The 26649-nt window shown below is 66.3% G+C and carries 23 protein-coding genes; 21 read left to right on the plus strand and 2 right to left on the minus strand.

Features of this window, described 5'->3' with window-relative positions:
- Positions 1 to 12 precede the first annotated feature (12 nt).
- From AC07S4_RS11015 to AC07S4_RS11030, 4 genes are read left to right on the plus strand one after another with little or no spacing between them, the layout of a single operon-like run.
- Positions 13 to 888 carry a TauD/TfdA dioxygenase family protein gene (locus AC07S4_RS11015; RefSeq protein WP_494986685.1) on the plus strand — a complete coding sequence of 292 codons (876 nt, stop codon included), beginning with the start codon at positions 13 to 15 and terminating at the stop codon, positions 886 to 888.
- A gap of 18 nt (positions 889 to 906) precedes the next feature.
- Positions 907 to 1911, plus strand: coding sequence for an ABC transporter substrate-binding protein (locus AC07S4_RS11020; RefSeq protein ID WP_494986686.1), 1005 nt, complete (start codon positions 907 to 909; stop codon positions 1909 to 1911).
- Positions 1912 to 1918: 7 nt separating this feature from the next.
- The gene (locus AC07S4_RS11025; RefSeq protein WP_494986687.1) at positions 1919 to 2929 is read left to right on the plus strand and encodes an ABC transporter ATP-binding protein; all 1011 of its coding nucleotides are present in this window, start codon (positions 1919 to 1921) and stop codon (positions 2927 to 2929) included.
- Positions 2926 to 3798, plus strand: coding sequence for an ABC transporter permease (locus AC07S4_RS11030; RefSeq protein WP_494986688.1), 873 nt, complete (start codon positions 2926 to 2928; stop codon positions 3796 to 3798). The genes AC07S4_RS11025 and AC07S4_RS11030 overlap by 4 nt, the downstream gene beginning before the upstream one ends.
- 6 nt (positions 3799 to 3804) lie before the next feature.
- Here AC07S4_RS11030 and AC07S4_RS11035 read toward each other — a convergent pair whose 3' ends face one another.
- Complete coding sequence (locus AC07S4_RS11035) at positions 3805 to 4116, minus strand: DUF2442 domain-containing protein (RefSeq protein ID WP_494986689.1); 312 nt, start codon at positions 4114 to 4116, stop codon at positions 3805 to 3807.
- 47 nt (positions 4117 to 4163) lie between these two features.
- On the opposite strand from AC07S4_RS11035, the gene AC07S4_RS11040 reads away from it, so the two are divergent.
- From AC07S4_RS11040 to AC07S4_RS11085, 10 genes are all read left to right on the plus strand, one after another.
- A complete protein-coding gene (locus AC07S4_RS11040; protein ID WP_494986690.1) occupies positions 4164 to 5429 on the plus strand; it encodes a dipeptidase in 1266 nt (421 codons plus the stop codon).
- A 62-nt stretch (positions 5430 to 5491) separates the two neighbouring features.
- On the plus strand, positions 5492 to 6109 hold the full coding sequence (locus tag AC07S4_RS11045) for an ANTAR domain-containing response regulator (protein ID WP_494986691.1): 618 nt from the start codon (positions 5492 to 5494) through the stop codon (positions 6107 to 6109).
- A gap of 48 nt (positions 6110 to 6157) precedes the next feature.
- Complete coding sequence (locus AC07S4_RS11050; protein ID WP_494986692.1) at positions 6158 to 7300, plus strand: CmpA/NrtA family ABC transporter substrate-binding protein; 1143 nt, start codon at positions 6158 to 6160, stop codon at positions 7298 to 7300.
- A gap of 32 nt (positions 7301 to 7332) precedes the next feature.
- Entirely contained in the window at positions 7333 to 8013 is a 681-nt protein-coding gene (locus AC07S4_RS11055) for a type IV pili methyl-accepting chemotaxis transducer N-terminal domain-containing protein (protein WP_494986693.1), read from the plus strand.
- A 22-nt stretch (positions 8014 to 8035) separates the two neighbouring features.
- The gene (gene cobA, locus AC07S4_RS11060; RefSeq protein WP_494986694.1) at positions 8036 to 8839 is read left to right on the plus strand and encodes a uroporphyrinogen-III C-methyltransferase; all 804 of its coding nucleotides are present in this window, start codon (positions 8036 to 8038) and stop codon (positions 8837 to 8839) included.
- Positions 8840 to 9052: 213 nt separating this feature from the next.
- A complete protein-coding gene (locus AC07S4_RS11065; protein ID WP_494986695.1) occupies positions 9053 to 10351 on the plus strand; it encodes an MFS transporter in 1299 nt (432 codons plus the stop codon).
- Between the two features lie 18 nt (positions 10352 to 10369).
- Entirely contained in the window at positions 10370 to 12901 is a 2532-nt protein-coding gene (gene nirB / locus AC07S4_RS11070; RefSeq protein ID WP_494986696.1) for a nitrite reductase large subunit NirB, read from the plus strand.
- Positions 12902 to 12912: 11 nt separating this feature from the next.
- On the plus strand, positions 12913 to 13260 hold the full coding sequence (gene nirD, locus AC07S4_RS11075) for a nitrite reductase small subunit NirD (protein ID WP_494986697.1): 348 nt from the start codon (positions 12913 to 12915) through the stop codon (positions 13258 to 13260).
- Positions 13260 to 14468: an NAD(P)/FAD-dependent oxidoreductase gene (locus AC07S4_RS11080; RefSeq protein WP_494986698.1), complete on the plus strand. Its 1209-nt coding sequence runs from the start codon at positions 13260 to 13262 to the stop codon at positions 14466 to 14468. Before nirD ends, AC07S4_RS11080 begins: the two co-directional genes overlap by 1 nt.
- Positions 14469 to 14487: 19 nt before the next feature.
- Positions 14488 to 17220 (plus strand): molybdopterin-dependent oxidoreductase, encoded by a 2733-nt coding sequence (locus AC07S4_RS11085; RefSeq protein WP_494986699.1) that lies wholly within the window; start codon positions 14488 to 14490, stop codon positions 17218 to 17220.
- A 9-nt stretch (positions 17221 to 17229) separates the two neighbouring features.
- Here AC07S4_RS11085 and AC07S4_RS11090 read toward each other — a convergent pair whose 3' ends face one another.
- Positions 17230 to 18363 (minus strand): MFS transporter, encoded by a 1134-nt coding sequence (locus AC07S4_RS11090; RefSeq protein ID WP_494986700.1) that lies wholly within the window; start codon positions 18361 to 18363, stop codon positions 17230 to 17232.
- Between the two features lie 102 nt (positions 18364 to 18465).
- Here AC07S4_RS11090 and AC07S4_RS11095 point away from each other — a divergent pair, with 102 nt between their 5' ends.
- From AC07S4_RS11095 to AC07S4_RS11125, 7 genes are all read left to right on the plus strand, one after another.
- A complete protein-coding gene (locus tag AC07S4_RS11095) occupies positions 18466 to 19221 on the plus strand; it encodes a gamma-glutamyl-gamma-aminobutyrate hydrolase family protein (protein ID WP_494986701.1) in 756 nt (251 codons plus the stop codon).
- A 76-nt stretch (positions 19222 to 19297) separates the two neighbouring features.
- Positions 19298 to 20668, plus strand: a complete 1371-nt coding sequence (locus tag AC07S4_RS11100; RefSeq protein WP_494986702.1) for a glutamine synthetase family protein — start codon at positions 19298 to 19300, stop codon at positions 20666 to 20668.
- Between the two features lie 13 nt (positions 20669 to 20681).
- On the plus strand, positions 20682 to 22058 hold the full coding sequence (locus AC07S4_RS11105) for an aspartate aminotransferase family protein (RefSeq protein ID WP_494986703.1): 1377 nt from the start codon (positions 20682 to 20684) through the stop codon (positions 22056 to 22058).
- A 111-nt stretch (positions 22059 to 22169) separates the two neighbouring features.
- The gene (locus tag AC07S4_RS11110) at positions 22170 to 23306 is read left to right on the plus strand and encodes an ABC transporter ATP-binding protein (protein ID WP_494986704.1); all 1137 of its coding nucleotides are present in this window, start codon (positions 22170 to 22172) and stop codon (positions 23304 to 23306) included.
- Between the two features lie 16 nt (positions 23307 to 23322).
- Entirely contained in the window at positions 23323 to 24240 is a 918-nt protein-coding gene (locus tag AC07S4_RS11115) for an ABC transporter permease subunit (RefSeq protein WP_494986705.1), read from the plus strand.
- Positions 24237 to 25088, plus strand: coding sequence for an ABC transporter permease (locus tag AC07S4_RS11120; RefSeq protein WP_494986706.1), 852 nt, complete (start codon positions 24237 to 24239; stop codon positions 25086 to 25088). Before AC07S4_RS11115 ends, AC07S4_RS11120 begins: the two co-directional genes overlap by 4 nt.
- Before the next feature lie 54 nt (positions 25089 to 25142).
- Positions 25143 to 26630 carry an aldehyde dehydrogenase gene (locus tag AC07S4_RS11125; RefSeq protein ID WP_494986707.1) on the plus strand — a complete coding sequence of 496 codons (1488 nt, stop codon included), beginning with the start codon at positions 25143 to 25145 and terminating at the stop codon, positions 26628 to 26630.
- The last annotated feature ends 19 nt before the right edge of the window (positions 26631 to 26649 follow it).

Consider the following 26649-nt stretch of genomic DNA (forward strand, 5'->3'; position numbering starts at 1 on the left):
AGGACCCGCCCCATGTCTGCCGTTCCCAGTCCCGTCCCGACTTTCGATATCAAGGTGTTCGACGCCCCGCTGGGCGCGGAGGTGACGGACTTCGACCTGTCCCAGCCCTTGAGCAACCGCGACTTCCAGCGCCTGCACCGCGCCCACCTGGACCACCACGTGCTGGTGTTCCGCGACCAGCGCATCACGCCGCAGCAGCAGGTGGAATTCAGCCGCCGCTTCGGTCCGCTGCAAATCCACGTGCTGCGCAATTTCCAGCTGGCCGAGGCGCCTGAAGTACTGATCATCTCCAACATCATCGAGAACGGCCAGCCCACCGGCCTGGGCGACGCCGGCCATTTCTGGCATTCCGACCTGTCGTACAAGGACAAGCCCAGCCTGGGCTCCCTGCTGCACGCGCAGGAGCTGCCGGAGGAGGGCGGCGACACGCTGTTCGCCAATATGCACCTGGCCTACGAAACGCTGCCGGTGGCGCTGCGCCGCGCGGTGCAGGGGCTGCGCGCGGAGCACAGCTATCTGGCGCAGTACGAGGAGCTGCGCCGCCGCAATCCCTTCCGCCCGCCGTTGACGCAGGCGCAAATCGACGAAGTGCGGCCGGTGCTGCAGCCGGTGGTGCGCGTGCACCCGGAAACCGGCCGCCGCGCGCTCTTCGTCAGCGAGCATTTCACCACCCGCATCGAAGGACTGCCGGAGGACGAGAGCAAGGCGCTGCTGGCGGAACTGTTTGCGCACAGCGTCAAGCCCGAGCACATCTACCGCCATCAATGGCGCCCCCACGACATGGTGTTCTGGGACAACCGCTCGCTGATGCACCTGGCGGCCGGCTGTCCGCCGCATATGCGCCGCAAGCTGTACCGCACCACCATCGAAGGCGACGTCCCTTTCTGAACCCATTCCGGAGCACGCATGAGCAAACTGAAATTCATCGCCGCAGCCATCGCTGCCGCCACGCTGGGCCTGAGCACGCAGGCGCAGGCCGAAGGACGCATCCGCATCGCCGAGCAGTTCGGCGTCACCTATCTGCTGTTGAACATTGCGCAGGACCAGAAGCTGATCGAAAAGCACGGCAAGCAGCAGGGCATCGACATCGTGGTCGAGCGCACCCAGCTCTCCGGCGGCCCCGCCATCAATGACGCGTTGCTGTCCGGGAATATCGATATCGCCAGCGCGGGTGTCGGCCCGCTGCTGACGATATGGGACCGCACCAACGGCAAGCAGAACGTGAAAGGCGTGGCCTCGCTGGGCAACTTCCCCTACTACCTGGTCAGCAACAATCCCAAGGTGAAGACGATCGCCGACTTCACCGAGAAGGACCGCATCGGCCTGCCGGCGGCGGGCGTGTCGGTGCAGTCGCGCATCCTGCAGATGGCGGTGGCCAAGCAGTGGGGCGACAAGGAGTTCAGCCGCCTGGACAAGCTTACGCAAACGCTGCCGCATCCGGACGCCGCCGCAGCGGTGATCGCGGGCGGCACGGAGATCAACGCGCACTTCGGCAATTCGCCATACCAGGAGCAGGAGCTGGCGCAGAATCCGAACGCGCGCATCGTGCTCAATTCCTATGATGTGCTGGGCGGCCCGAGTTCGTCGACGGTGTTGTACGCCACCGAGAAGTACCGCAACGAAAATCCGAAGACCTACCGCGCCTTCACCGCCGCGCTGGCGGAGGCGGCGCAGTATGCCACCGCGAACCCCGAAGGCGCGGCGGACGCCTATCTGCGCGTGAGCAAGAGCAAGGTGGACCGCGCGCTGCTGCTGAAGATCATCAAGAACCCGCAGGTGCAGTTCAAGGTGGCGCCGCAGAACACCTACGGCCTGGCGCAGTTCCTGCACCGCGTGGGCGTGCTGAAGAACCAGCCCGCCAGCTGGCGCGACTACTTCTTTGACGACCCGGCCATCGGCCAGGGCGGATAGGACAGCCATGAGCCAGCCGCCGCAATTGCATGCCGTGCCGAAGTGGCACACCCAGTCCAGCGCCGGGGCGCAGCTGGCCCAGCAGCCTGCCGTGCAGCCGCTGCTGCGGGCCGAGGGCGTCAGCCTTGAATACCGCAGCCGCGCGCATACGGTGCGCGCCACGCATGACGTGAGCTTCGACGTGTACCGAGGCGACCGCTTCGTGCTGCTGGGGCCATCGGGCTGCGGCAAGTCCTCGCTGCTGAAGGCGGCGGGCGGATTCATCGCGCCCAGCGCGGGCCGCATCAGCATTAACGGGCAGGCGGTGAACGGGCCGGGGCCGGACCGGGTGGCCGTGTTCCAGGAATTCGACCAGCTGCCGCCGTGGAAGACCGTGAAGCAGAACGTCATGTTCCCGCTGCTCGCTTCCAAAAAGCTGAAGCGCAGCGAGGCCGAGGAAAGGGCCATGCACTGGATAGGCAAAGTCGGCCTGGCCGGCTTTGCGGACGCGTATCCGCACACGCTGTCCGGCGGCATGAAGCAGCGGGTGGCCATTGCGCGCGCGCTCGCCATGCAGCCCGAGGTGCTGCTGATGGACGAACCCTTCGCCGCGCTGGACGCGCTCACGCGCCGCAAGATGCAGGAGGAGCTGGGCCGCCTGTGGGAGGAGGCGCGCTTCACGCTGCTGTTCGTCACCCACTCGATAGAGGAAGCGCTGGTGGTGGGCAACCGCATCCTGCTGCTGTCGCCGCATCCGGGCCGCGTGCGCGCGGAACTGAACAGCCACCAGTTCGGCCTGCACAGCACCGGCAGCCCGGAATTCCAGTCCGCCGCCAATCGCATCCACCGCTTGCTGTTTGACGAGGACGCCGCCGCACCTGAAAGCGCCGCCGCTCCCGTCCGCGCCGCTGTCCCGGACGAGATCGCTGTCTCCGCCGCCGCCATTGCAATCGCCGCTGCGGCGGGACTGCCGGTTCCAGTGCCGGTGCCGGGCGGCTACGACGCTGTCGACGCCATCGGCCGGAGGCTGGCGCTATGAGCCTGCTGCTTGAACCGCCGATCCGCCAGGAATTCGAATACGCCGCCACGCCGGCCGCGCCCGCGAGCGTCGCGCGCCCCTTGCCGCTTGCGCAGCGCGCCTGGCAGCAGGACTGGCTGCGCAAGGCGCTGATCCTGCTGGCGCTGGCCGCCGGCTGGGAAGCCATCGCGCGCTGGCAGAACAACGACCTGCTGCTGCCCACCTTCCTGCAAACCGCGCGCGCCTTCGTGGAAGGCATCGCCAGCGGCGAACTGCTGGAACGCGTGCGCATCTCGCTGGCGGTGCTGCTGCAGGGCTATGTGCTGGGCGTGATCGCCGCCTTTGGACTGACGGCGCTGGCCGTCACCACGCGCCTGGGGCGCGACCTGCTGGAAGCGCTGGTCGCCATGTTCAATCCCTTGCCCGCCATCGCGCTGCTGCCGCTCGCCCTGCTGTGGTTCGGACTGGGCAACGCCAGCCTGCTGTTCGTGATCGTGCACGCGGTGCTATGGCCGCTGGCGCTGGGCGCCTATGCCGGTTTCCAGGGCGTGCCCGAAACGCTGCGCATGGCGGGCCGCAACTACGGCCTGCGCGGGCTGCCGCTGGTGGTGCAGATCCTGGTGCCGGCCGCGCTGCCGGCCATCGTCTCCGGCCTGAAGATAGGCTGGGCCTTCGCCTGGCGCACGCTGATCGCGGCCGAGCTGGTGTTCGGCGTCTCGTCCGGCAAAGGCGGGCTGGGCTGGTACATCTTCCAGAACCGCAACGAGCTCTACACCGACAAAGTGTTCGCCGGCCTCGCCGCCGTGATCCTGATCGGCCTGCTGGTGGACAGCCTGGTCTTCCGCACGCTGGAGCGCCTCACCATCCGCCGCTGGGGCATGCAGCGCTGACGCCGCTTATTCCAGAACCCAGCGTCCATTGCGTTTTATCTGCTCATGCATGGCATCGGGCGCCAGGTCGAGTTCTCCGGGCCAAGTTATCACGCCATCGACGACGGTGGCTAGCCTGAACTGGTCCTTGTCCCTGAGCGGCTGGAATACGCCACGAAATGCGGACGGCAAAAATTGGACGGAACCCTCGGTGCCGTCCTTGAACCGTACCCAAAGCGTATAGTTTTCCTGAAGCCTGACTTCGGTAACATCCCAGTGCATTTTCACTCCCAAGGCGCGACGCGGCAGGTGGCCTTCGAGCACCGCAATTTGTGCCAAGTCATGCTTGGGTAAAAAAATGGTTAAGATGGCTGTCTTGCCAATTCATGAAAGCCATCTTTATGCGCCATGCGTATGCTCTCTTGCTTGCCCTCGGATTCACCGCCGCCGCCCACGCCGCCGAAGCTGTACCGGCCGATGCGGCGCTCAAGCACGCCAAGGCGCTGCTGGACAAGGTGCCGCTGGTCGACGGCCATAACGATCTGCCGTGGACCATACGCGCCGACGCGGCCCATCCGATGGACGTGGACGCCTACGACCTGCGCAAGCTCAACGCCGAGCAGACCGACTTGCCGCGCCTGAAGGAAGGCCGCGTGGCGGTGCAGTTCTGGAGTGTCTATGTGCCGGGCGAATTGAAGCAGGGCTGGGCGCGCACCCAGCTGGAGCAGATCGACCTGGCCAAGCGCATGATCGCGCGCTACCCCGAGCGTCTGGTGCTGGCCACCCGCAGCAGCGACATCGCCAAGGCCCGCAAGGCCGGCAAGGTGGCCAGCTTCCTCGGCATGGAGGGCGGCCACGTGCTGGAGAACAGCCTGGGCGCGCTGCGCGCCTATTACGACCTGGGCGCCCGCTACATGACGCTGACCCACAACGTGACCCTGGACTGGGCCGACGCCGCCCTCGACCAGCCGCGCAACGGCGGCCTCACCGCTTTCGGCAAGGAAGTGGTGCGCGAGATGAACCGCCTCGGCATGCTGGTGGATCTGAGCCACACCAGCCCGGACGTGATGCGCCAGGCGCTCGACACCAGCGCGGCCCCCGTCATCTTCTCCCATTCCAGCGCCCGCGCCCTGGTGGACCATCCGCGCAACGTGCCGGACGACGTGCTGGCCCGCATGGCGGCCAACGGCGGCGTGGTGATGGTGACCTTCGTGCCGGCCTTCGTCTCGCCCGCCTACAAGCTGTGGAAAGACGGCCTGGTTGCCCGCACCAAGACCATGGACCACGGCAGCGCGGCCTACAAGGTGGTGGAGGCTGCCTACATCAAGGAAGCCGGCCCCGCACCCAAGGCCACCCTGAAGCAGGTGGCCGACCATATCGACCATGTGGCCAAAGTGGCCGGCGTGGACCATGTGGGCCTGGCCGCCGACTTCGACGGCGGCGCCACCACCGAAGGCCTGCAGGACGTGTCCACCTATCCAGCCCTGTTCGCCGAGCTGATCCAGCGCGGCTGGAAGGACGCCGACCTGGCCAAGCTGGCCGGCGGCAATCTCATCCGCGCCTTCGCCAAGGCTGAACAGGTCGCCGCCCGCCTGCAAAAAGAGCGCGCCCCCTCCCTCGCCGCGCTGCCGCCCGCCTTGCCGTCAAAATAGTGATCGTTCGGGGGTGGTTTGATTCTTGCTAGTAACCCTGCATGGAATCAGAGCACCCCAAGATGGCATCCAAGCGACAAGCAGCGCCCCCGGCGCGCCCCCTCCGTATCGTGGTGGTCCAGGCGGCCGACGCGGCGCTGCGCGCGCAGGCGCTGAACGTGGGCCTGCAGGAAGCGGGCTACGAGATCGTCGCCTCGCTCCCGGCCGACATGCATCTGCCCGAGCAGATCGCCCTGCTGCAACCCGATATGATCATCATCGACGCCGAATCGGACGCGCGCGACGTGCTTGAGCACATCGTCATCGCCACCCGCGACGAGCGCCGCCCCATCGTCATGTTCACCGAGGACGACGCCACCTCCAGCATGGAAGCGGCCATGGCGGCCGGCGTGTCCGCCTATATCGTGGCGGGGCTGCAGGCCGAGCGCATCAAGCCGGTGCTGAACGTGGCGCTGGCGCGCTTCAGGCAGGAGCAGAAGCTGCTCGCCGAACTGGACGACACCCGCCACAAACTGGCCGAGCGCAAGGTCATCGACCGCGCCAAGGGCCTGCTCATGACGCGCCACGGCATGACCGAGGACGCGGCCTACCAGAAGCTGCGCACCATGGCCATGAACAAGAATTTGAAGCTCGCCGAGATCGCCCAGCGCATTCTCGACGTAGAGGATTTGCTAGGCTGATTTGGTGCGCCGCACCAAGACAGTGCATTTTTTAGAGGAAAAAGAGCGATGACGAAGCATGCGGCACCGGAAAAGCAAATGGTCAGGATAGGGTTCAACCCGCTGACCGACTGCGCCTCCGTCGTCATGGCTGCGGTGCTGGGCTTTGATGAAAAATACGGCATCAAGATCGTGCCGAGCAAGGAGTCGTCCTGGGCCGGCGTGCGCGACAAGCTGCTCAGCGGCGAACTGGACGCGGCCCATTCGCTGTACGGCATGGTCTACGGCACCCAGCTCGGCGTGGGCTGGCAGAAGCGCGACATGGCCGTGCTGATGAACCTGAACCGCAACGGCCAGGCCATCACGCTGTCGCGCCGCCTGGCCGAGCAGGGCGCGGTGGACGGCGCCAGCCTGGCCGCGCTGATGAAAAGCGCGCCGCGCACCTATACCTTCGCCCAGACCTTCCCCACCGGCACCCATGCCATGTGGCTGTACTACTGGATGGCGGCGCACGGCATCGACCCCATGCGCCATGCGCGCGTGATCACGGTGCCGCCGGCGCAAATGGTGTCCAACCTCGGCGCCGGCCATATGGACGGCTTTTGCGCCGGCGAGCCCTGGGGCCACCGCGCCGTGATGGACGGCATCGGCATCACCGCCGCCACCAGCCAGCAGATCTGGCCCGAGCACCCGGAAAAAGTGCTGGCCACCTCGGCCGAGTTCGCGCGCGCCCACCCCAACACCTGCCGCGCGGTGATCGCCGCCGTGCTGGAGGCCAGCCGCTGGATAGACGCCACGGCCGCCAACCGCATGGCCATGGCCGAGATTATTTCGGCCGTGCCCTATGTGAACACCAGCAAGGACGTGATCAGCGCCCGCATCCTCGGCCACTACCAGGACGGCCTGGGCAAGAGCTGGGAAGACCCGCACCCGCTGCGCTTCTACCACGAGGGCGCGGTGAATTTCCCCTTCCTGTCGGACGGCATGTGGTTCATGACCCAGCAACGGCGCTGGGGCCTGCTCAAGGCCGATCCCGACTACCTGGCCGTGGCCAGCGCAGTACACCAGATAAAGCTATACCGCGAAGCAGCGGAAATGACGGAGACACCCGTGCCGCAAGGCGTTCTGCGCAGCTCCACGCTGATGGATGGCAAGCAGTGGGACGGCAGCAATCCGGAACGCTATGCGGCGTCCTTCAGCATCAGGCAGTAGCGAGGCTGTAAACCAACACCAAGAGGGTGCAGATGGCAAATTACGGATCGGCCGCACTGGCCATGAAAAACGAGGCGCCCGCGCTGTCCGGGGAAGTATTCGGCGCACTGATCAACCTGTCCGGCCGGCGCCGCTTCACGTCGCAGCGCCTGGTGCTGTACGCGGTGCTGGCCGGGCAGGGGCAGGAAAACGCCGCCGCCACCGCGCGCGAGGCGCTGGCGCTGTTCCGCGGTGCGCACCACGCGCTGGTGAACGGCAGCGACACGGTGCCCGGCATCTTCTGCCCTGAGCTGGAGGAAGTGTATTTCGGCCGCGCCGGAGGTGACCGCCAGATCCAGGACTTCATGGCCCTGGCCGAGCGCACCCTGGAGGCGGCCGAGAGCGCGCCCGGTTCGCCCCGCGCCGCCGCCCAGCTGGCGCAGCTGGTGGAAATGACCACGCCGGTGCTGGCGCTGCTCAACCAGATCACCGGCATCTATGAAGAGCAGTCCAAAAAGCACGCGCTGCTGATGAAGAAGCAGCTGCGCGGCGTGATCACGGAAATCGAGACCATCGCCAAGCAGGCCAAGATGGTGTCCTTCAACGCCCGCATCGTGGCGGCGCGGGCCGGCTTCGCGGGGCGCGAGTTCGCCGTGGTGGCGGGCGTGCTGTCCAACATCACCGGCGAAATCGACGACATGGTGAAAGCGGCGCTGACCGCCGCCAACGCATAGAGCACAGGGATAGGAGAACGGCATGAACAAGCAAGGCAAAGTCACCCTGGTGGGCGCCGGTCCCGGCGACCCGGACCTGCTCACCATCAAGGCCGCCAAGGCCATCGCCGCCGCCGACGTGCTGCTGGTGGACGACCTGGTGAACCCGGACATCCTGGCCTGCGCCTCGCCGCAGGCGCGCGTGATCCAGGTGGGCAAGCGCGGCGGCTGCCAGTCCACGCCACAGGAATTCATCGAGCGCCTGATGATCGCCGAGGCGCGCGCCGGCCACAGCGTGGTGCGCCTGAAGGGCGGCGACCCCTATCTGTTCGGGCGCGGCGGCGAGGAGCGCGCGCAGCTGCTGGCGCACGGCGTCGAGGTGGACGTGGTGCCCGGCATCAGCAGCGGCCTGGCCGCGCCGTCCAGCATCGGCATCCCGCTCACGCACCGCGCCTGGAGCCAGGGCGCGGTGTTCGTCACCGGCCACGGCAAGGACGCCGGGGCCGAGCCGAACTGGCAGGCGCTGGCGCAAAGCCGCCTCACGCTGGTGATCTATATGGGCGTGGCGCGCTGCGCCGCCATCCAGGCCGGGCTGCTGGCGGGCGGCGCCGGCGCGGACACGCCGGTGGCCGTGGTGCAGTCGGCCACGCGCGAGGCGCAGCGCCAGCTCGTCACCACGCTGGGCGAACTGCCGCAGGCGCTGGCCGCCAGCGGCCTGGGCAGCCCCAGCATCATCGTGGTGGGCGACGTGGTGCGCTGCGCCGACGCCTGGCCGGCCGATGCACGCAATGGTGCACCATCGCTGTGCGCTGCTGCACCGCAATATGCCACCGGCACCCTGAATTGATTTCGTTGAAGAAATAATATCGGCCTCTAGCCCGGCAAACCGCCCACTCCCTGTCTGGCACGCCTCTTGCAAAGGATAAGGACAGGATCAATGGCGATCCCCCAAACAAATGCGCTGGTCTAACGACGGACTGGCAGGACAACGGCGTCCGCCCAGCTTGAGTTAGATCAAGGCTGCGCGGACGCTTTTTTGTTTTCTAGACGGGATAAAAAAATGGCCAGCAAAGCTAACAGCATCAAGCTCTTCACGATCTCCACGCCGCCGATGCGCGCCTTCCACCTGACCTGGATGGCCTTCTTCATCTGCTTCTTCGCCTGGTTCGCCTGCGCGCCGCTGATGCCGGTCATTAAAGGCGAATTCGGCCTGACGATGGCGCAGGTAGCCAACATCAATATCGCGGCGGTGGCCATCACCATCATCGTGCGCCTGATCATCGGCCCGCTGTGCGACCATTTCGGCCCGCGCAAGGCCTACACCGGCCTGCTGCTGCTGGGCGCCATCCCCGTGCTGGGCGTGGCCGCGTCGCAGAGCTACGAAAGCTTTTTATTTTTCCGTTTGCTGATCGGCGCGGTGGGCGCCAGCTTCGTCATCACCCAGTACCACACCTCGGTGATGTTCGCCTCCAACGTGGTGGGCACGGCCAACGCGGCCGCCGCGGGCTGGGGCAACGCCGGCGGCGGCGCCGCGCAAGCGCTGATGCCGCTGCTGATGGCCGCCATGGTCATGCTGGGCGTGAACGAAACGCTGGGCTGGCGCGCCGCCCTGGTGGTGCCGGGCGTGCTGATGCTCGTCATGGCCGTGGTCTATTACAAATTCACGCAGGACTGCCCGCAAGGCAATTACAGCGAACTGCGCGCCGCCGGCATCGCGATCGAAGGTGGCAAGAAAGGCGGCTGGGACAGCTTCAAGCTGGCAGCCACCAACTACCGCGTGTGGCTGCTGTTCGTCACCTACGGCGCCTGCTTCGGCGTGGAGATCTTCATCCACAACATCGCCGCCGTCTACTACACCGACCACTTCAAATTGTCGCTGGGCCAGGCCGGCATGGCCGCCGGCAGCTTCGGCCTGCTGGCGCTGTTCGCCCGCGCCCTGGGCGGCTGGATCTCGGACAAAGCCGCGCTGCGCGGCAACCTGAATAGCCGCGTCACGCTGCTGTTCATCATGATGATAGGCGAAGGCCTGGGCCTGCTGTGGTTCTCCCACGCGGAAAGCGTCGCCTTCGCGGTGATCGCCATGCTGGTGTTCGGCCTGTTCACCCACATGGCCTGCGGCGCCACCTACGCGCTGGTTCCCTTCGTCGACAAGCGCGCCCTGGGCGGCGTGGCCGGCATCATCGGCGCGGGCGGCAACGTCGGCGCGGTGGCGGCGGGCTTCCTCATGAAAGGCATGGGCGGCGACGTGCAGCAAACCCTGAGCATCCTCGGCGTGCTGGTCGGCGCATCGGCGCTGTGCGCCATCGCTGCGCGCTTCGGCAGCGCAGCGCAAGAAGAACCGGCCCTGGCCGCAGCTTAAGAATCTAGGAGCAAAGCAATGAACATCATCGTCATCGGCCACGGCATGGTAGGCCACAAATTCCTCGAAAGCCTGGCCACGCACGGCGGCAACGCCAAGTTGAATGTGACCATCCTGTGCGAGGAACCGCGTCCCGCCTACGACCGCGTGCACCTGTCCGAATTCTTCGCCGGGAAAAGCGCGGAAGACCTGTCCCTGGTCAAGCCGGGCTTCTTCGACCGTGACGACATGGTGCTGCGCCTGAACGCCCGCGCCACGGCGATCGACGCGGCCGCCAAGACCGTGACCACCAGCGATGGCGATGTGCTCAGCTACGACAAGCTGGTGATGGCCACCGGCTCCTTCCCCTTCGTGCCGCCGCTGCCGGGCAAGGACCGCAAGGACTGCTTCGTCTACCGCACCATCGAAGACCTGGAAGCCATGCTCGAATGCGGCAAGCGCTCGAAAACCGGTGTGGTGATCGGCGGCGGCCTGCTCGGCCTGGAATGCGCCAAGGCCCTGCGCGACATGAAGCTGGACACCCACGTGGTGGAGTTCTCGCCGCGCCTGATGGCGGTGCAGGTGGACGACGGCGGCGCGCGCGTGCTGCGCTCCAAGATCGAAGCGCTGGGCGTGACCGTGCACACGGCGAAGAACACCACCGCCATCGTGGACGGCGTGGACGGCACCCACCGCATGCAGTTCGCCGACGGCAGCCACCTGGACGCGGACATGATTGTGTTCTCGGCCGGCATCCGCCCGCGCGACATGCTGGCCAAGGAAAGCGGCCTGGAAGTCGGCCCGCGCGGCGGCATCGTCATCGACAACAACTGCATGACCTCGGACCGCGACATCTACGCCATCGGCGAATGCGCGCTGTGGGGCGGCATGGTCTACGGCCTGGTGGCGCCCGGCTACGAAATGGCGCGCGTGGCGGCCAAGCACCTGCTGGGCGAAGCGGCCGAATTCAATGGCGCGGACATGAGCACCAAGCTGAAACTGATGGGCGTGGACGTGGCCTCCATCGGCGACCCGCACGGCAAGGAAGAAGGCAGCCGCGTGTACCAGTTCATGGACGAGCGCAAGCAGATCTACAAGAAGATCGTGGTGTCGAGCTGCGGCCGCTACCTGCTGGGCGGCGTGATGGTGGGCGACGCCAGCGAGTACGGCACCCTGCTGCAAATGATGCTCAACAAGATAGAGCTGCCTGAATCGCCCGAATTCCTCATCCTGCCGCAGTCGGACGGCAAGGCCAAGCCCGGCCTGGGCGTGGACGCGCTGCCGGACAGCGCCCAGATCTGCTCCTGCAACGACGTCTCGAAAGGCGCGATCTGCGCCGCCGTGGCCGACGGCGCCACCAGCATCGGCGCGGTCAAATCCTGCACCAAGGCCGGCACCGCCTGCGGCGGCTGCGTGCCGCTGGTGACGCAGGTGATGAAAGCCGAAATGAAGAAGCAGGGCATGGACGTGAACAACCACGTCTGCGAACACTTCGCCTACTCGCGCCAGGAGCTGTACCACCTGATCCGCGTCGGCCAGATCCGCACCTTCGACGCGCTGCTGGCGCAGCACGGCAAAGGCCTGGGCTGCGACGTCTGCAAGCCGCTGGCCGCCAGCATCCTGGCCTCGTGCTGGAACGACTTCGTGCTGAAGAAGGAGCACGCCAGCCTGCAGGACACGAATGACTACTTCCTCGGCAATATCCAGAAGGACGGCACCTACTCCGTGGTGCCGCGCATGCCGGGCGGCGAAGTCACGGCGGACGGCCTGATCGCGGTCGGCACCGTGGCCAAGAAATACGGCCTGTACACCAAGATCACCGGCGGCCAGCGGGTCGACCTGTTCGGCGCGCGCGTCGAGCAGCTGCCCGTCATCTGGGAAGAACTGATCGCGGCCGGCTTCGAAACCGGCCACGCCTACGGCAAGTCGCTGCGCACCGTGAAGTCCTGCGTCGGCTCCACCTGGTGCCGCTACGGCGTGGACGACAGCGTGGGCCTGGCCATCGAACTGGAAAACCGCTACAAGGGCCTGCGCACGCCGCACAAGATCAAGTTCGGCGTGTCCGGCTGCACCCGCGAATGCGCCGAAGCGCAGGGCAAGGACGTCGGCATCATCGCCACTGAAAAAGGCTGGAACCTCTACGTGTGCGGCAACGGCGGCATGAAGCCGCGCCACGCCGAGCTGATCGCCTCCGACCTGGACAAGGCCACGCTGGTGCAATACATCGACCGCTTCCTGATGTTCTATACCCGCACCGCCGACCGCCTGCAGCGCACCAGCACCTGGCGCGACAACCTGGAAGGCGGCCTCGATTACCTGAAGGACGTGGTCATCAAGGACAAGCTGAACATCGCCGCCGAGCTGGAAGCCGAAATGCAAAGCGTGGTCGACACCTACGAGTGCGAATGGAAAGCCGCCGTCAACGACCCGGAAACGCGCAAGCGCTTCCGCCACTTCGTCAACAGCGAGCAGGCCGACCCGAACGTCATCTTCATGGAAGAGCGCGGCCAGATCCGTCCGGCCACGCTGGAAGAGCGCAAAGCCGTCGTCATCCCGATCAAAGTAGCTTGAGGAGAAGCACCATGCACCGCGATATCCAAAACGACCGCTGGACCGCCGTTTGCGCACTGGACGACATCGTCCCCAACACCGGCGTGTGCGCGCTGCTGCAAGGCGAGCACGTGGCCGTGTTCCATGTGAACGACGGCGAGCAGCGCGTGTTCGCCATCCACAACTACGACCCCAACTCGCAGGCCTCCGTGCTGTCGCGCGGCCTGGTCGGCAGCCTGGGCGAACGCATCGTGGTCGCCTCGCCGATCTACAAGCACCACTTCGACCTGCAAACCGGCGAATGCCTGGAAGCCCCCGAGCACTCGGTGGCCACCTACCCGGCGCGCATCGAAGGCGGCAAAGTCTGGGTGGGCGCGTAATGAAACCCGCACTGGTCGTCATCGGCAACGGCATGGCGGGCATGCGCACCGTCGAAGAGCTGCACAAGCTCGCGCCGGACCTGTACGACATCACCGTGTTCGGCGCCGAACCATACGGCAACTACAACCGCATCCTGCTCTCGCCGGTGCTGGCGGGCGAAAAGACGGTTGAAGACATCATGCTGCACACGCGCGAATGGTACGAGAAGCACCACATCACGCTGCACGCGGGCGACCCGGTGGTGCATATCGACCGCCGCAAGCGCATCGTGCGCGCGCAGTCCGGCAAGGAAGTGCGCTACGACCGCCTGCTGCTGGCGACCGGCTCCAAGCCCTTCATCATCCCCGTGCCCGGCCACCAGCTGCCCGGCGTGATCGCCTTCCGCGACATCCAGGACGTGGAAACGATGGTCGAAGCGGCGCGCAACCACAGGCACGCCGTCGTCATCGGCGGCGGCCTGCTCGGCCTGGAAGCGGCCAACGGCCTGCTGCGCCAGGGCATGCAGGTCACGGTCGTGCACGTGACCGACACCCTGATGAACCAGCAGCTCGACAAACCCGCCGCCCAGCTGCTGCAAAAAGCGCTGGAAAACAAAGGCCTGAACTTCCTGCTCAACGCGCAGACCGCCGAAATAGCCGGTCCGGACCGCGTGACGGCGGTGCGCTTCAAGGACGGCAGCGAAATCCCGGCCGACCTGGTGGTGATGACGGCCGGCGTGCGCCCCAACATCGCGCTGGCGAAAGAAGCCGGCCTGCACTGCGACCGCGCCATCGTGGTGGACGACACCTTGCAAACCTACGACCCGCGCATCTACGCGGTGGGCGAATGCGTGCAGCACCGCAGCGCCACCTTTGGCCTGGTGGCGCCGATATGGGAACAGGCGCGCGTATGCGGCGCCCACCTGGCCGGCGCCGGGCACCGCCGCTACGTACAGCAAAGCTCCCCCACGCGCTTGAAAGTGACGGGCGTGGACCTGTACTCGGTGGGCGACTTCATCGGCGGCGAAGGCAGCGAAGACCTGGTGCTGCGCGACGCCAGGCGCGGCGTCTACAAGCGCCTGGTGCTCAAGGACGGCTGCGTCACCGGCGCCGTGCTGTACGGCGACGTGCAGGACGGCCCCTGGTACTATGACCTGATCCAGAACCGCACCGACATCACCCCGATACGCCAGCACCTGCTGTTCGGCCAAGCCCTGTGCGCGGCGTAAAAATTGAGTGAGAAACATCGTGAACCTGTCTCAAGATAATCTGTCGGTACAAACCACCTGCGCGTATTGCGGCGTGGGCTGCGGCGTGAAGGCCACGCCCAAGGGCGACGGCACGGTGGCCGTGGCCGGCGACAAGGACCATCCGGCCAACCTGGGCAAGCTGTGCGTCAAGGGTTCTGCGCTGGGCGAGACGGTGGGCCTGGAGGGCCGCCTGCTGTACCCGCAAGTACGCGACGCGCGCGGCTCCAAGTCGCTGCGCCGCGTGTCCTGGGACGAGGCCCTGGGACAGGTGGCCGATAAATGGAAGGCCGTCATCGCCGAGCATGGCCCGGACGCGGTGGCGCTGTACGTGTCCGGCCAGCTGCTGACCGAGGACTACTACGCCGCCAACAAGCTGATGAAGGGCTACGTCGGCAGCGCCAATATCGACACCAATTCGCGCCTGTGCATGTCGTCCGCCGTGGCCGGCCACAAGCGCGCCTTCGGCGAGGACCTGGTGCCGGTCTGCTACGAGGATCTGGAACTGGCGGACATGATCGTGCTGGTGGGCTCCAATATGGCGTGGTGCCATCCCATCCTGTTCCAGCGCATTGCGCGCGAGCGCGAGAAGCGCCCCAACCTGAAACTGGTGGTGGTCGATCCGCGCCGCACCGCCACCTGCGAACTGGCCGACCTGCACCTGCCCGTAAAACCTGGCACGGACGTGTGGCTGTTCAACGGCCTGCTGAGCTATCTGTCGCGCATCGGCGCGGTGGACCCGGAATACGTGGCGGCCCACACCAGCGGCCTGGACGCCGCGCTGGCCGCAGCCGAAGTCGATTGCGCCGACCCGGCCGCCGTCGCCAAGGCCTGCAAGATCAGCCTGGCCGCGCTGATGGAGTTCTACGAGTCCTTCGCCGGCACGGCCAAGGTCATCACTGCCTTCTCCATGGGCGTGAACCAGTCGTCGGCCGGCACGGACAAGGCCAACAGCATCATCAACTGCCACCTGATCGGCGGCCGCATCGGCAAGCCGGGCATGGGTCCGTTCTCCATCACCGGCCAGCCCAACGCCATGGGCGGCCGCGAAGTGGGCGGCCTGGCCAATATGCTGGCGGCCCACCTGGACCTGGACAACTGCGCCCACCGCGACGCGGTGCAGACCTTCTGGAACGCGCCGCGCATGGCGGACAAGCCGGGCCTGAAGGCGGTGGACCTGTTCGAGGCGATCGAATCGGGCCGCGTCAAGGCGGTGTGGATCATGGCCACCAATCCTGTGGTCAGCCTGCCGAACGCGGACCAGGTCAAGCGCGCGCTGGCCAAGTGCGAGCTGGTGGTGGCCTCGGACATCATCCTGGACACCGACACCAACGCCTATGCGGACGTGCTGCTGCCCGCCCTGGGCTGGGGCGAGAAGGACGGCACCGTCACCAATTCCGAGCGCCGCATCTCGCGCCAGCGTCCCTTCCTGCCTGCGCCCGGTGAGGCGCGCGGCGACTGGTGGATTATTTCGCAGTTCGCGCAGCGCATGGGCTACAGCGGTTTCGATTTCGCCGGCGTGCACGAGGTGTTCGACGAGCACGCGCAGCTGAGCGCCTGGCGCAACAGCGCGGAAGATCTGCCGCGCGTGTTCAATATCGGCGGCCTGTCGCGCATGGACCGCAGCGCCTTCGACAGCCTGGCGCCCGTTCAATGGCCGGTGCTGCAGCACGTGGGCGTGGACGGCGGCACCGCGCGCCTGTTCGGGGATGGCCGTTATTCCCATCCGGACGGCAAGGCGCGCTTCATCGCCACCGTGCCGCGCCTGCCGGTGCACCAGGTTGACGAGGACTTCCCGCTGTCGCTGAACACCGGCCGCGTGCGCGACCAGTGGCACACGATGACGCGCACCGGCCGCTCGGCCAAGCTGGCGGACCATGTGCCCGAATCGTTCATCGACATGCACCCGCAGGATGCGCTGATCCACGGCGTGCGCGAGGGCGAACTGGCGCGCGTGACCAGCCAGTGGGGTTCGATGGTGGCGCGCGTGCAGCACGGCGGCGGCATCGCGCGCGGCGGCGTGTTCATTCCCATCCACTGGAGCGGCCAGACGTCGTCGGACGCGCGCGTGGGCGGCGTGGTCAATCCGGTGGTGGACCCGGTCTCGGGCGAGCCGGAGTTCAAGCACACGCCGGTGCGCATCGAGCAGTTCCGCGTGAACTGGCATGCCTTTATCCTGAGCCGCAGCGAGCTGGATCTGGACAGCGTGGCGCACTGGACCCGCATCCAGGGCAAGGACTTCGCGCGCTACGAGCTGGCCGGGCGCAACACCATCAGCGATTTCAGCGGCTGGGCGCGCGAGCTGCTGGGCGTGCACGATGCGGACGCGGACTGGCTGGAGTATGCCGACCGCACCGAAGGCATGTACCGCGCCGTGCACGTGGTGGACGACCGCATCGAGCAATGCATTTTCCTGTCGCCGCGCCTGGACCTGCCGGCGCGCAGCTGGCTGGCGGGCTTGTTCGCCGAGCCGCAGCTGGCCGACGCCGACCGCGCCAGCCTGCTGATCGGACGTCCGCTGAAGAAGGGCGTGGATGTGGGGCCGACCGTGTGCTCGTGTTTCGGCGTGGGACGCAACACCATCTGCTCGGCGATACGGGAGCAGGACCTGAAGTCGGTGCCGGAAGTGACGGCCTGCCTGAAAGCGGGCGGCAATTGCGGCTCCTGCGTGCCCGAGCTGAAAAAGCTGCTGGCCGAGACGCGGCTGGAGATCGCGGCGCACGCACCGGCGTGAGGCCGGCGGCTAGGCGCGCCGCTCCCACCATGCGCTGGCGAGAAACAGCGCGCATCCCGCAAACAGCACGGCGGGCAGCGCCTGTATCCCGGCGCTCTGCATCAGCACCCCCGTCACCAGCGGCCCGCCCGCGCTGGCCACGCCCCAGGATGCGTTGACCACCGCGCTGGCCGTGGTCAGCGACGGTCCGCTGAATTTCTCCCCGCAGGCCACCAGCGACAGCATATAGATCGCCCCGGCCGCCGCCCCCAGCGCCACCAGCAAAGACCACCACAGCCACGGCGTGCCTGCGGCAAAAGGCAGCAGCGGCAGCAGCAAACACACCGCCACGCCGCAGCCGATGTGCACGCGCCTGCGCCCGTAGCGGTCCGCCAGCCAGCCCATGGCGAACTGCAGCGCCGTATCGCCCACCAGCACCACCGTGGCCGACAGCAGCGCCAGCTCCGTCACAATGCCCTGGCGGATCGCATACACCGGCAGGAAGCTCAGTATCAGCGTATCGAACAGCGCAAAGAAGGCCGCCCCCATCACGATCATCGGCATCCGGGGCAGCACGCTCTGCCAGGGCGGATGCGGCTCATCGCTGCCGGCGGCGCGCGCCGCGCTGATCAGCCCCAGCCCCGGCAAGGCCAGCAGGAACAAGCCTCCGCAGGCCGCGAAACTCCACGCCACCTTGCCGTTCAGCGCCGCCACCAGCGCCGGCCCGGCCAGCTGGAACAGCGTGAAGCTGGTGGTGTAGATGGCCACCACGCGGCCGCGCGAGTTGTCCGGCGCCAGCCGGTTCACCCACGCCTCGCCCACCGTGAACAGCACGCCCATGGTGGCGCCGAACACGAAGCGCAGCGCGCCCCACAGCCACAGGTTGTCCATGACCTGCATCAAGGCGGTGGACAGCGCGGCCACCCACACCGCGCCTATCATGGTGCCGCGCGGGCCGAACCGCGCCACCCAGCCGGTGACGAAAGGCGCCGAACCGAGGATGCCGAGCGCGCTGGCCGCCGTCACCAGGCCGATGACGTGCGCGCCCGCGCCGCGCTGGTCCAGCGTGAGGGCGGTGAGGGGAATGGTGGCACCGAGGCCGAGTCCGACCACGCCTATGCTGAGAATGAGCGCGAAGAAGTCGCGCCAGGGCAGATGTTTCAATGTATTTTCGCAATGCTGTGTTAGCCGTGATGATAGCAAATCCGGAAATGTGATAAATTGGCTTATCGCTTAAACGGAGGCCTCTGCATAGAGACTGAAGCCATGCGCCAGCCATTAGTCATCGTCCCCGCCTGCACGCGGCATATCGGAGCCCATCCCGACCACGCCGTGCATTCCAAGTACATCGACGCCGTTGTACAGGGGGCGGGCTGCATGCCGCTGATCCTGCCCGCGCTGGGCGCGAAAACCGACTTTGAAACCGTGCTTGCCGCCGCCGGCGGCGTGATGCTGACCGGCTCGGCCTCCAATGTGCAAGCCATACTCTACGGCCAGGAGGTGCTTAACCTGGAACTGCCGCAGGACGCCGCGCGCGACGCCACCACGCTGCCGCTGATACGCGCCGCCATCAAGCGCGGCATACCGCTGCTGGCGATCTGCCGGGGCTTCCAGGAATTGAACGTGGCGCTGGGCGGCACGCTGCACCAGGCGGTGCAGGAAGTGCCCGGCATGATGGACCACCGCGACAGTCCGCTCGATCCGCTGGAAAAGCAGTACGGACCGGCGCACCGCGTACATATCGCGCCGGGCGGCAAGCTGGCGCGCATGCTCGGCGGCGCCGCCGAGATCATGGTCAACTCCCTGCATGGGCAGGGCGTGGACCGTTTGGCGCCAGGGCTGGTGGCGGAAGCCATCGCCGACGACGGGCTGGTGGAAGCCTGCTCCGTCTCCACCGCACCGGGCTTTACGCTGGCGGTGCAATGGCATCCCGAATGGCAGCTGGCCGCCAATCCGGATTCCATGAAAATATTCAAAGCCTTCGGGCAGGCGTGCCGTACTTACCAGGAACGCATTCCTTAGCTGCGCTCTCATTGCAGTCGCATGGCGCACGGTCCGCAATCGGCCGTGCCAGATCAAGACTTTTAGAGAGCTCATTATGGCTATACGCGAAAACTTCACCTACACCGATATGGATTTGTGGCTCAATGAAAAACGGGTCACGGAAATTGAATGCCTGGTGCCCGACCTGACCGGCGTTGCGCGCGGCAAGATCCTGCCGCGCGGGAAATTCACGCAGGAGCGCGGCATGCGCATCCCCGAGGCGGTGCTGGGCATGACCGTCACCGGCAATTACCCCACCGACGACGCGGCCTACGACCGCGCCATCTCATCCACCGACCGCGACATGATCTTGCGCGCCGACCCCACCACCATCACCATGGTGCCGTGGGCCACGGATCCCACCGCGCAAGTGATACACGACTGCTACTTCGCCGACGGCGCGCTGGTGGACTTCGCCCCGCGCACCGTGCTGCGGCGCGTGCTCAAGCTGTACGCGGAGCGCGGCTGGAAGCCGGTGGTGGCGCCCGAGCTGGAGTTCTACCTGACCGCCAAGAACATCGATCCGGACCTGCCGCTGAAGGCGCCCATAGGCCGCAGCGGCCGCGCCGAGACCAGCCGCCAGATCTACAGCATCGACGCGGTGAACGAGTTCGATCCGCTGTTCGAGGACATCTACGACTACTGCGACCTGATGGGCCTGGACGTGGACACGCTGATCCACGAAATCGGCGCCGGCCAGATGGAGATCAACTTCCTGCACGGCGACCCGCTCGGCCTGGCCGACAAGGTGTTCTTCTTCAAGCGCACCTTGCGCGAGGCGGCGCTGAAGCACGATATGTACGCCACCTTCATGGCCAAGCCCATGGCGGGCGAACCGGGATCGGCCATGCATGTGCACCAGAGCGTGGTCGACGAAAAGACCGGCCGCAATATCTTCAGCAACGATGACGGCTCGCCCGCCGCCGTGTTCAAGCACTACATCGGCGGCCTGCAGCGCTACATGCCGTCCGCCATGGCCATCGTGGCGCCGTATGTGAACTCTTACCGCCGCCTGGTGCGGCACACCGCCGCGCCTATCAATATCCAGTGGGGCGTGGACAACCGCACCGTGGGCTTCCGCGTGCCGGAATCGGGCGTGCAGGACAGGCGCGTGGAGAACCGCATCATCGGCGCGGACGCCAATCCCTACCTGGCGCTGGCCGTCACGCTGGCCTGCGGCTATCTCGGCATGACCGAGCAGCTCGAACCCACGCCCGCCACCACGGGCAGCGCCTACGACATGCGCTACGAGCTGCCGCAAGGCCTGCCCGAAGCGCTGGCCGCGCTGCGCCGCGAGGACAAGCTGCGCGCCGTGCTGGGCGACCGCTTTATCGACGTGTACGCGGCCATCAAGGACCTGGAGCACCAGGAATTCATGACCGTGATCAGCCCCTGGGAACGCGAACACCTGCTGCTGCATGTCTGAACGGGAGACCATCATGACGGACACCAAGACCATCCAGCAGCAGGACCACGCCCACTATCTGCATCCCTTCACGGATCACCAGGCGCTGGGCCGGCAGGGCGCGCGCGTGATGGTGCGCGGCGAGGGCATCTACCTGTGGGACTCGGAGGGCAACAAGATCCTGGACGGCATGTCCGGCCTGTGGTGCGTGGCGGTGGGGTACGGCCGCACCAGCATCTCCAAGGCCGTGTACGAGCAGATGGAGACGCTGCCCTTCTATAACAGCTTCTTCAACACCACCAACGTGCCGGCGGTGCGGCTGGCGGCGCGCCTGTCGCAGCTGGCGCCGGAGGGCTTCAACCATGTGTTCTTCACCGGGTCCGGCTCGGAGGCCAACGACACCAATGTGCGCATGGTGCGCCGCTACTGGGACCTGCTGGGCTTCAAGGAGCGCCACGTCATCATCAGCCGCCACAACTCCTACCACGGCAGCACCATGGCGGGCGCCTCGCTGGGCGGCATGAGCGGCATGCACGAGCAGGGCGGCCTGCCCATACCGGGCATCGTCCACATCGGCCAGCCAAATTACTACGACGACGGGGCCGGCCTCACGCCGGACGAATTCGGCCTGCGCGCCGCGTCCTGGCTGGAGGCGAAGATACTGGAGGTGGGGCCGGACAAGGTGGCCGCCTTCATCGGCGAGCCGGTGCAGGGCGCGGGCGGCGTGATTATTCCGCCGGACAGCTACTGGCCCGAAATCCGCCGCATCTGCGACAAGTACGGCATCCTGCTCATTGCGGACGAGGTGATCACCGGCTTCGGGCGGCTGGGGCGCTGGTTCGCGTCCGAGCCCTACAAGCCTGACCTGATCACCTTCGCCAAGGGCGTCACATCCGGCTATGTGCCGCTGGGCGGGGTGCTGGTGGGCAGCCGCGTGGCGGACGTGCTGATAGGGCAGGGCGGCGACTTCAACCACGGCTTCACCTATTCCGGCCACCCGGTGGCTTGCGCGGCGGCGCTGGAAAACCTGCGCATCATCGAGGATGAAGGGCTGGTGGAGCGGGTGGCGAACGACACCGGGCCTTACCTGAAGCAGGTGTTTGGCGCGCTGGCGGACCACCCGCTGGTGGGCACGGCCGAGACCTGCGGCTTCGTGGCGGGGCTCAACCTGGTCAAGCGCAAGGCGGAGAATGTGCATTACCAGGTGCGTTTCGACCCAGCGCTGGGCGTGGGCATGCTGTGCCGCGCGCACATGTTCAACACCGGCATCATCATGCGCGCCGTGGGCGACCGCATGATCATCGCCCCGCCGCTCATCATGACGCACGCGCAGATCGACGAGATGGTGGCCCTGATCCGCCGCGCGCTGGATCTGACCCTTGAGGAAGTGCGCGGGCGCGGCTGGCTGTAATTCGCCAGCATTTAGGTAGTCTTCCTGGATATGCTGCATTTATAATCACGTCTTTTGCCGTGCGGCTTCGCCGTGCGCGTGCATTTTAATAAAGTTTGTTTACTAGCCAATATGACGACAGCCCAACCCGCCGACGCTGGCCAGCCTTTCCTGTTAATCCGCAATCTGGTCAAGGATTTTGACGGCGTGCGCGCCGTGAACGATGTTACGGTGTCGATCAACAAGGGCGAGATTTTCGCCCTGCTGGGCAGTTCGGGCTGCGGCAAGTCGACCCTGCTGCGCATGCTGGCCGGCTTTGAAACCCCGACCTCCGGCGGCATCACCCTGGACGGCAAGGACATCGTCAGCACGCCGCCATACGAGCGCCCGATCAACATGATGTTCCAGTCCTACGCGCTGTTCCCGCACCTTTCGGTCTGGGACAACATCGCCTTCGGCCTGCGCCGCGACGGCCTGCCTGCGCACGAGGTGGCCGCGCGCGTGGACCACATGCTGTCGCTGGTGCAGCTCACCGCTTACGGCAAGCGCAAGCCGCACCAGCTGTCCGGCGGCCAGCAGCAGCGCGTGGCGCTGGCGCGCAGCCTGGCCAAGCGCCCGCAGCTGCTGCTGCTGGACGAGCCGCTGGGCGCGCTGGATAAAAAACTGCGCGAGCATACCCAGGTCGAACTGGTGAACATCATCGAGCAGGTCGGCGTGACCTGCGTGATGGTCACGCACGACCAGGACGAAGCCATGAGCATGGCCACCCGTATCGCCATCATGAGCGAAGGCCGCATCCTGCAGGTGGGCGCGCCGGGCGAAATCTACGAAACCCCGAACTGCCGCTTCGTGGCCGACTTCATCGGCTCGGTCAACCTGTTCGAAGGCCGCGTCACCGAAGACCAGCCGGGCTACGTCGTCATTGAATCGGACGAGACCAAGCACTACGTCAGCCACGGCATCACCGGCACCGACAATATGGAAGTGACGGTGGCCGTGCGCCCCGAGAAGATCGTGCTGCAGCCGAACGCGCCCACCATGTCGCAGCGCGCCAAGGTGGAAGAGCACGGCCACAACTGCGTGCAAGGCGTGATCAAGGCGATCTCCTACTTCGGCAACGAGACCCACTACCTGGTGAAGCTCGACAGCGGCATGCAGATCAAGGTGGCGCGCACCAACTCGGCCCGCCACGCCGAGGCCGGCCTGCAGCGCGACCAGCGCGTGCATGCGTGGTGGGACGGCAGCGACGTTGTCGTGCTGACCCGCTGAGCTGCCGAGGCTACCCATGTCCAAGTTCCTCAAAGACCTGCTGACGCTGCGCTGGCTGAACGGCCGCACCGCCGTCATCTCCGTGCCTTACGCGTGGCTGATTTGCGCCTTCCTGATCCCCTTCCTGATCGTGGCGCGCATCAGCTTCACCGAAGTGGACGCCGGCAATCCCTTCGGCACGCTGGCCACCTATGCCGACGGCATCGTCGACATCAAGATCAAGGTGTCGAACTACCTGTTCATCGCAGCCGACGAGCTGTACGTGCTAACCTATCTCAGTTCGCTCAAGTACGCGGCCATCACCACCGCCTGCTGCCTGCTGATCGGCTACCCCTTCGCCTACTTCATGGCGCGTGCCCGGCCTTCCTTGCGCCCGGTGCTGCTGATGATGGTGATGCTGCCGTTCTGGACCTCCTTCCTGCTGCGCATCTACGCGTGGAAGGGCATCCTGGCCAACCAGGGCATACTGAACCACATCCTCATGTCGCTGGGCTTCATCGCCGAGCCGCTGCACATGATGAACACCTCGTTCTCGCTGGTGATCGGTATGGTGTACGCCTACTTGCCTTTCATGATACTGCCGCTGTACACCAATCTGGCCAAGATGGACTTGCGCTTCCTGGAGGCGGCGGCCGACTTGGGCGCCACGCCGTGGCAGGCCTTCTGGCGCATCACCGTGCCGCTGTCGAAGTCCGGCATCATCGCCGGCTCCATGCTGGTGTTCATACCCGCCGTGGGCGAGTACGTCATCCCCGAGCTGCTGGGCGGCCCGGAAACGCTGATGATAGGCCGCGTCCTGTGGGACGAGTTCTTTACCAATAACGACTGGCCGATGGCGTCCTCCGTCACCGTGGTGGTCATCCTGCTGATCCTGGTGCCCATGGCCATCCTGAACAAATACCAGGCCGAACAAAGCGAAGGAGGCCGCAAATGACGCAACAGCAGAAAGGCACCCTGATCCCGCGCTGGTTCGGCCGCGGCTGGCTTTCGCTCGGCTACCTGTTCCTCTACCTGCCCATCATCGTGCTGGTGGTGTTCTCCTTCAACAGCTCGCGCCAGGACATGGTGTGGAGCGGCTTCTCCACCCAGTGGTACGGCGAATTGATGAACGACGCCGAAATCATTTCCGGCTTCGGACTGTCGCTGCGCATCGCCTTCCTGACGGCCTGCTCGTCGGTGGTGCTGGGCACCTTCGCCGCCTTTGTGCTGAACCGCTACCGCCGCTTCGCCGGCCGCACGCTGTTCTCGGCCATGGCCAGCGCGCCGCTGGTGATGCCGGAGGTGATCATAGGCCTGTCGCTGCTGCTCATGCTGGTGTCGGTGCAGAAGATGTTCGGCTTCCCCGAGCGCGGCCTCGGCACCATCTGGATAGGCCACACACTGCTGGGCATGGCCTACGCCACCGTGGTGGTGCAGTCGCGCCTGCAGGAGATGAGCAAGTCGCTGGAAGAGGCGGCGATGGACCTGGGCTGCCGTCCGCACCAGGTGTTCTTCCTGGTCACCCTGCCCAACATCAAGCAGGCCCTGGCCTCGGCCTGGCTGCTCACGTTCACGCTGTCCCTGGACGACGTGGTGCTGTCGGCCTTCCTGTCCGGCCCCGGCTCGTCCACCATGCCGCTGGTGATCTTCTCGCGCGCCCGCCTGGGACTGGACCCGCGCGTGAACGCCGTCGCGGCGATTACCATCCTGGTAGTCACGGTCGCGGTAATCGCCTCCAGCATCATCATGGCGCGTTCCCAGCGCGCACGCATGAAACAAGTCTCCGGCGCGGCCAAGTCATAAGCGCGTAAAATCGTGAGGCGCCCCTGATGGGCGCCCCACGACAAGGAGCACAGCATGGCAGACGCACTTTGGCACGAGCGCGCACTGGCGCTGAACATTGACGGCCGCGCCTTCATCAACGGCGAGCGCGCCTGGTCCCGCACCGGACAGCAGTTCGACAAACACTCCCCCATAGATGGCCGTAAGCTGGCCGCCGTGGCCCGCTGCGGCGCGCCCGACGTGGACGCCGCCGTGCAGGCAGCGCGCGCCGCGTTCGAGGACGGCCGCTGGTCCGGCATGGCGCCCGCCAAACGCAAGCGCGTGCTGATACGCTTCGCGGACCTGATCCAGCAGAACGCCGCCGAGCTGGCGCTGCTGGAAACGCTGGACATGGGCAAACCCATCAAATACAGCCAGAGCGTGGACGTGGGCGCCGCCGCCAACTGCATCCGCTGGTACGGCGAAGCGGTAGACAAGGTGTACGACGAAATCGCCCCCACCGCCAGCAACAGCCTGGCGCTGATCACGCGCGAACCGGTGGGCGTGGTGGGCGCGGTCATTCCGTGGAACTACCCCATGATCATGGCTGCGTGGAAGATCGCCCCCGCGCTCGCGGCGGGCAACAGCGTGGTGCTCAAGCCGTCGGAGAAGGCGCCGCTGACCTCCTTGCGCCTGGCCGAACTGGCGCTGGCGGCGGGCATTCCGCCCGGCGTGTTCAGCGTGCTGCCGGGCTATGGCAACGAGGCCGGCAGCGCGCTCGCGCTGCACATGGACGTCGACTGCATCGCCTTCACCGGCTCCACGCGGGTCGGCAAGCAGATCATGCAGATGGCGGGGCAGTCCAACCTGAAGCGGGCCTGGACTGAGCTGGGCGGCAAGTCCGCCAACATCGTCTGCGCCGACTGTCCGGACCTGGACGCGGCGGTGGAAGCGGCGGTCGGCTCCATCTATTTCAACCAGGGCGAGAGCTGCAACGCGCCGTCGCGCCTGTTTGTGGAGGAGTCCATCCGGGAGCGCTTCATCGAGAAAGCGCTGGCCATGATGCCGCGCTACCAGCCGGGCGACCCGCTGGACGAAGCCACGGTCATGGGCGCCATCGTGGACGAAGTGCAGATGAAAACGGTGCTGGGCTATATCGAGGCGGGCAGGCAGGGCGGGGCGCGCTTGCTGGCGGGCGGCGGGCGCGAGCGCGCGCAAAGCGGCGGCTACTATGTCGCGCCGACCTTGTTTGACCAGGTCGACAGCAGCATGAAGATTGCGCAGGAGGAGATATTCGGGCCGGTGCTGTCGGTGCTCAGCTTCAGCGACGTGCACGACGCGGTGAAGCAGGCCAACGCCACGCCGTATGGCTTGCAGGCGGCGGTGTGGAGCGCCAATATGAGCAAGGCGCTCCAGGTGGCGCGGGCCTTGAGGGCGGGGACGGTGCACGTCAACCAGTACGACGGCGACGACATCACCGTGCCCTTCGGCGGCTACAAACAGTCCGGCAACGGCCGCGACAAATCGCTGCACGCGTTCGACAAGTACACCGAGCTGAAAACCACCTGGATACAGATAGGGTGACGCTTGGCGGGTTACGCGC

It is taken from the genome of Pseudoduganella sp. GW821-FHT05F09 (assembly GCF_059419605.1).

Excerpts from the sequence above, each read along its gene's own strand:
- AC07S4_RS11015 (WP_494986685.1), top strand. The coding sequence starts at position 13 with ATGTCTGCCGTTCCCAGTCCCGTCCCGACTTTCGATATCAAGGTGTTC.
- AC07S4_RS11020 (WP_494986686.1), top strand. The coding sequence starts at position 907 with ATGAGCAAACTGAAATTCATCGCCGCAGCCATCGCTGCCGCCACGCTG.
- AC07S4_RS11025 (WP_494986687.1), top strand. The coding sequence starts at position 1,919 with ATGAGCCAGCCGCCGCAATTGCATGCCGTGCCGAAGTGGCACACCCAG.
- AC07S4_RS11030 (WP_494986688.1), top strand. The coding sequence starts at position 2,926 with ATGAGCCTGCTGCTTGAACCGCCGATCCGCCAGGAATTCGAATACGCC.
- AC07S4_RS11040 (WP_494986690.1), top strand. The coding sequence starts at position 4,164 with ATGAAAGCCATCTTTATGCGCCATGCGTATGCTCTCTTGCTTGCCCTC.
- AC07S4_RS11045 (WP_494986691.1), top strand. The coding sequence starts at position 5,492 with ATGGCATCCAAGCGACAAGCAGCGCCCCCGGCGCGCCCCCTCCGTATC.
- AC07S4_RS11050 (WP_494986692.1), top strand. The coding sequence starts at position 6,158 with ATGACGAAGCATGCGGCACCGGAAAAGCAAATGGTCAGGATAGGGTTC.
- AC07S4_RS11055 (WP_494986693.1), top strand. The coding sequence starts at position 7,333 with ATGGCAAATTACGGATCGGCCGCACTGGCCATGAAAAACGAGGCGCCC.
- cobA (WP_494986694.1), top strand. The coding sequence starts at position 8,036 with ATGAACAAGCAAGGCAAAGTCACCCTGGTGGGCGCCGGTCCCGGCGAC.
- AC07S4_RS11065 (WP_494986695.1), top strand. The coding sequence starts at position 9,053 with ATGGCCAGCAAAGCTAACAGCATCAAGCTCTTCACGATCTCCACGCCG.
- nirB (WP_494986696.1), top strand. The coding sequence starts at position 10,370 with ATGAACATCATCGTCATCGGCCACGGCATGGTAGGCCACAAATTCCTC.
- nirD (WP_494986697.1), top strand. The coding sequence starts at position 12,913 with ATGCACCGCGATATCCAAAACGACCGCTGGACCGCCGTTTGCGCACTG.
- AC07S4_RS11080 (WP_494986698.1), top strand. The coding sequence starts at position 13,260 with ATGAAACCCGCACTGGTCGTCATCGGCAACGGCATGGCGGGCATGCGC.
- AC07S4_RS11095 (WP_494986701.1), top strand. The coding sequence starts at position 18,466 with ATGCGCCAGCCATTAGTCATCGTCCCCGCCTGCACGCGGCATATCGGA.
- AC07S4_RS11100 (WP_494986702.1), top strand. The coding sequence starts at position 19,298 with ATGGCTATACGCGAAAACTTCACCTACACCGATATGGATTTGTGGCTC.
- AC07S4_RS11105 (WP_494986703.1), top strand. The coding sequence starts at position 20,682 with ATGACGGACACCAAGACCATCCAGCAGCAGGACCACGCCCACTATCTG.
- AC07S4_RS11110 (WP_494986704.1), top strand. The coding sequence starts at position 22,170 with ATGACGACAGCCCAACCCGCCGACGCTGGCCAGCCTTTCCTGTTAATC.
- AC07S4_RS11115 (WP_494986705.1), top strand. The coding sequence starts at position 23,323 with ATGTCCAAGTTCCTCAAAGACCTGCTGACGCTGCGCTGGCTGAACGGC.
- AC07S4_RS11120 (WP_494986706.1), top strand. The coding sequence starts at position 24,237 with ATGACGCAACAGCAGAAAGGCACCCTGATCCCGCGCTGGTTCGGCCGC.
- AC07S4_RS11125 (WP_494986707.1), top strand. The coding sequence starts at position 25,143 with ATGGCAGACGCACTTTGGCACGAGCGCGCACTGGCGCTGAACATTGAC.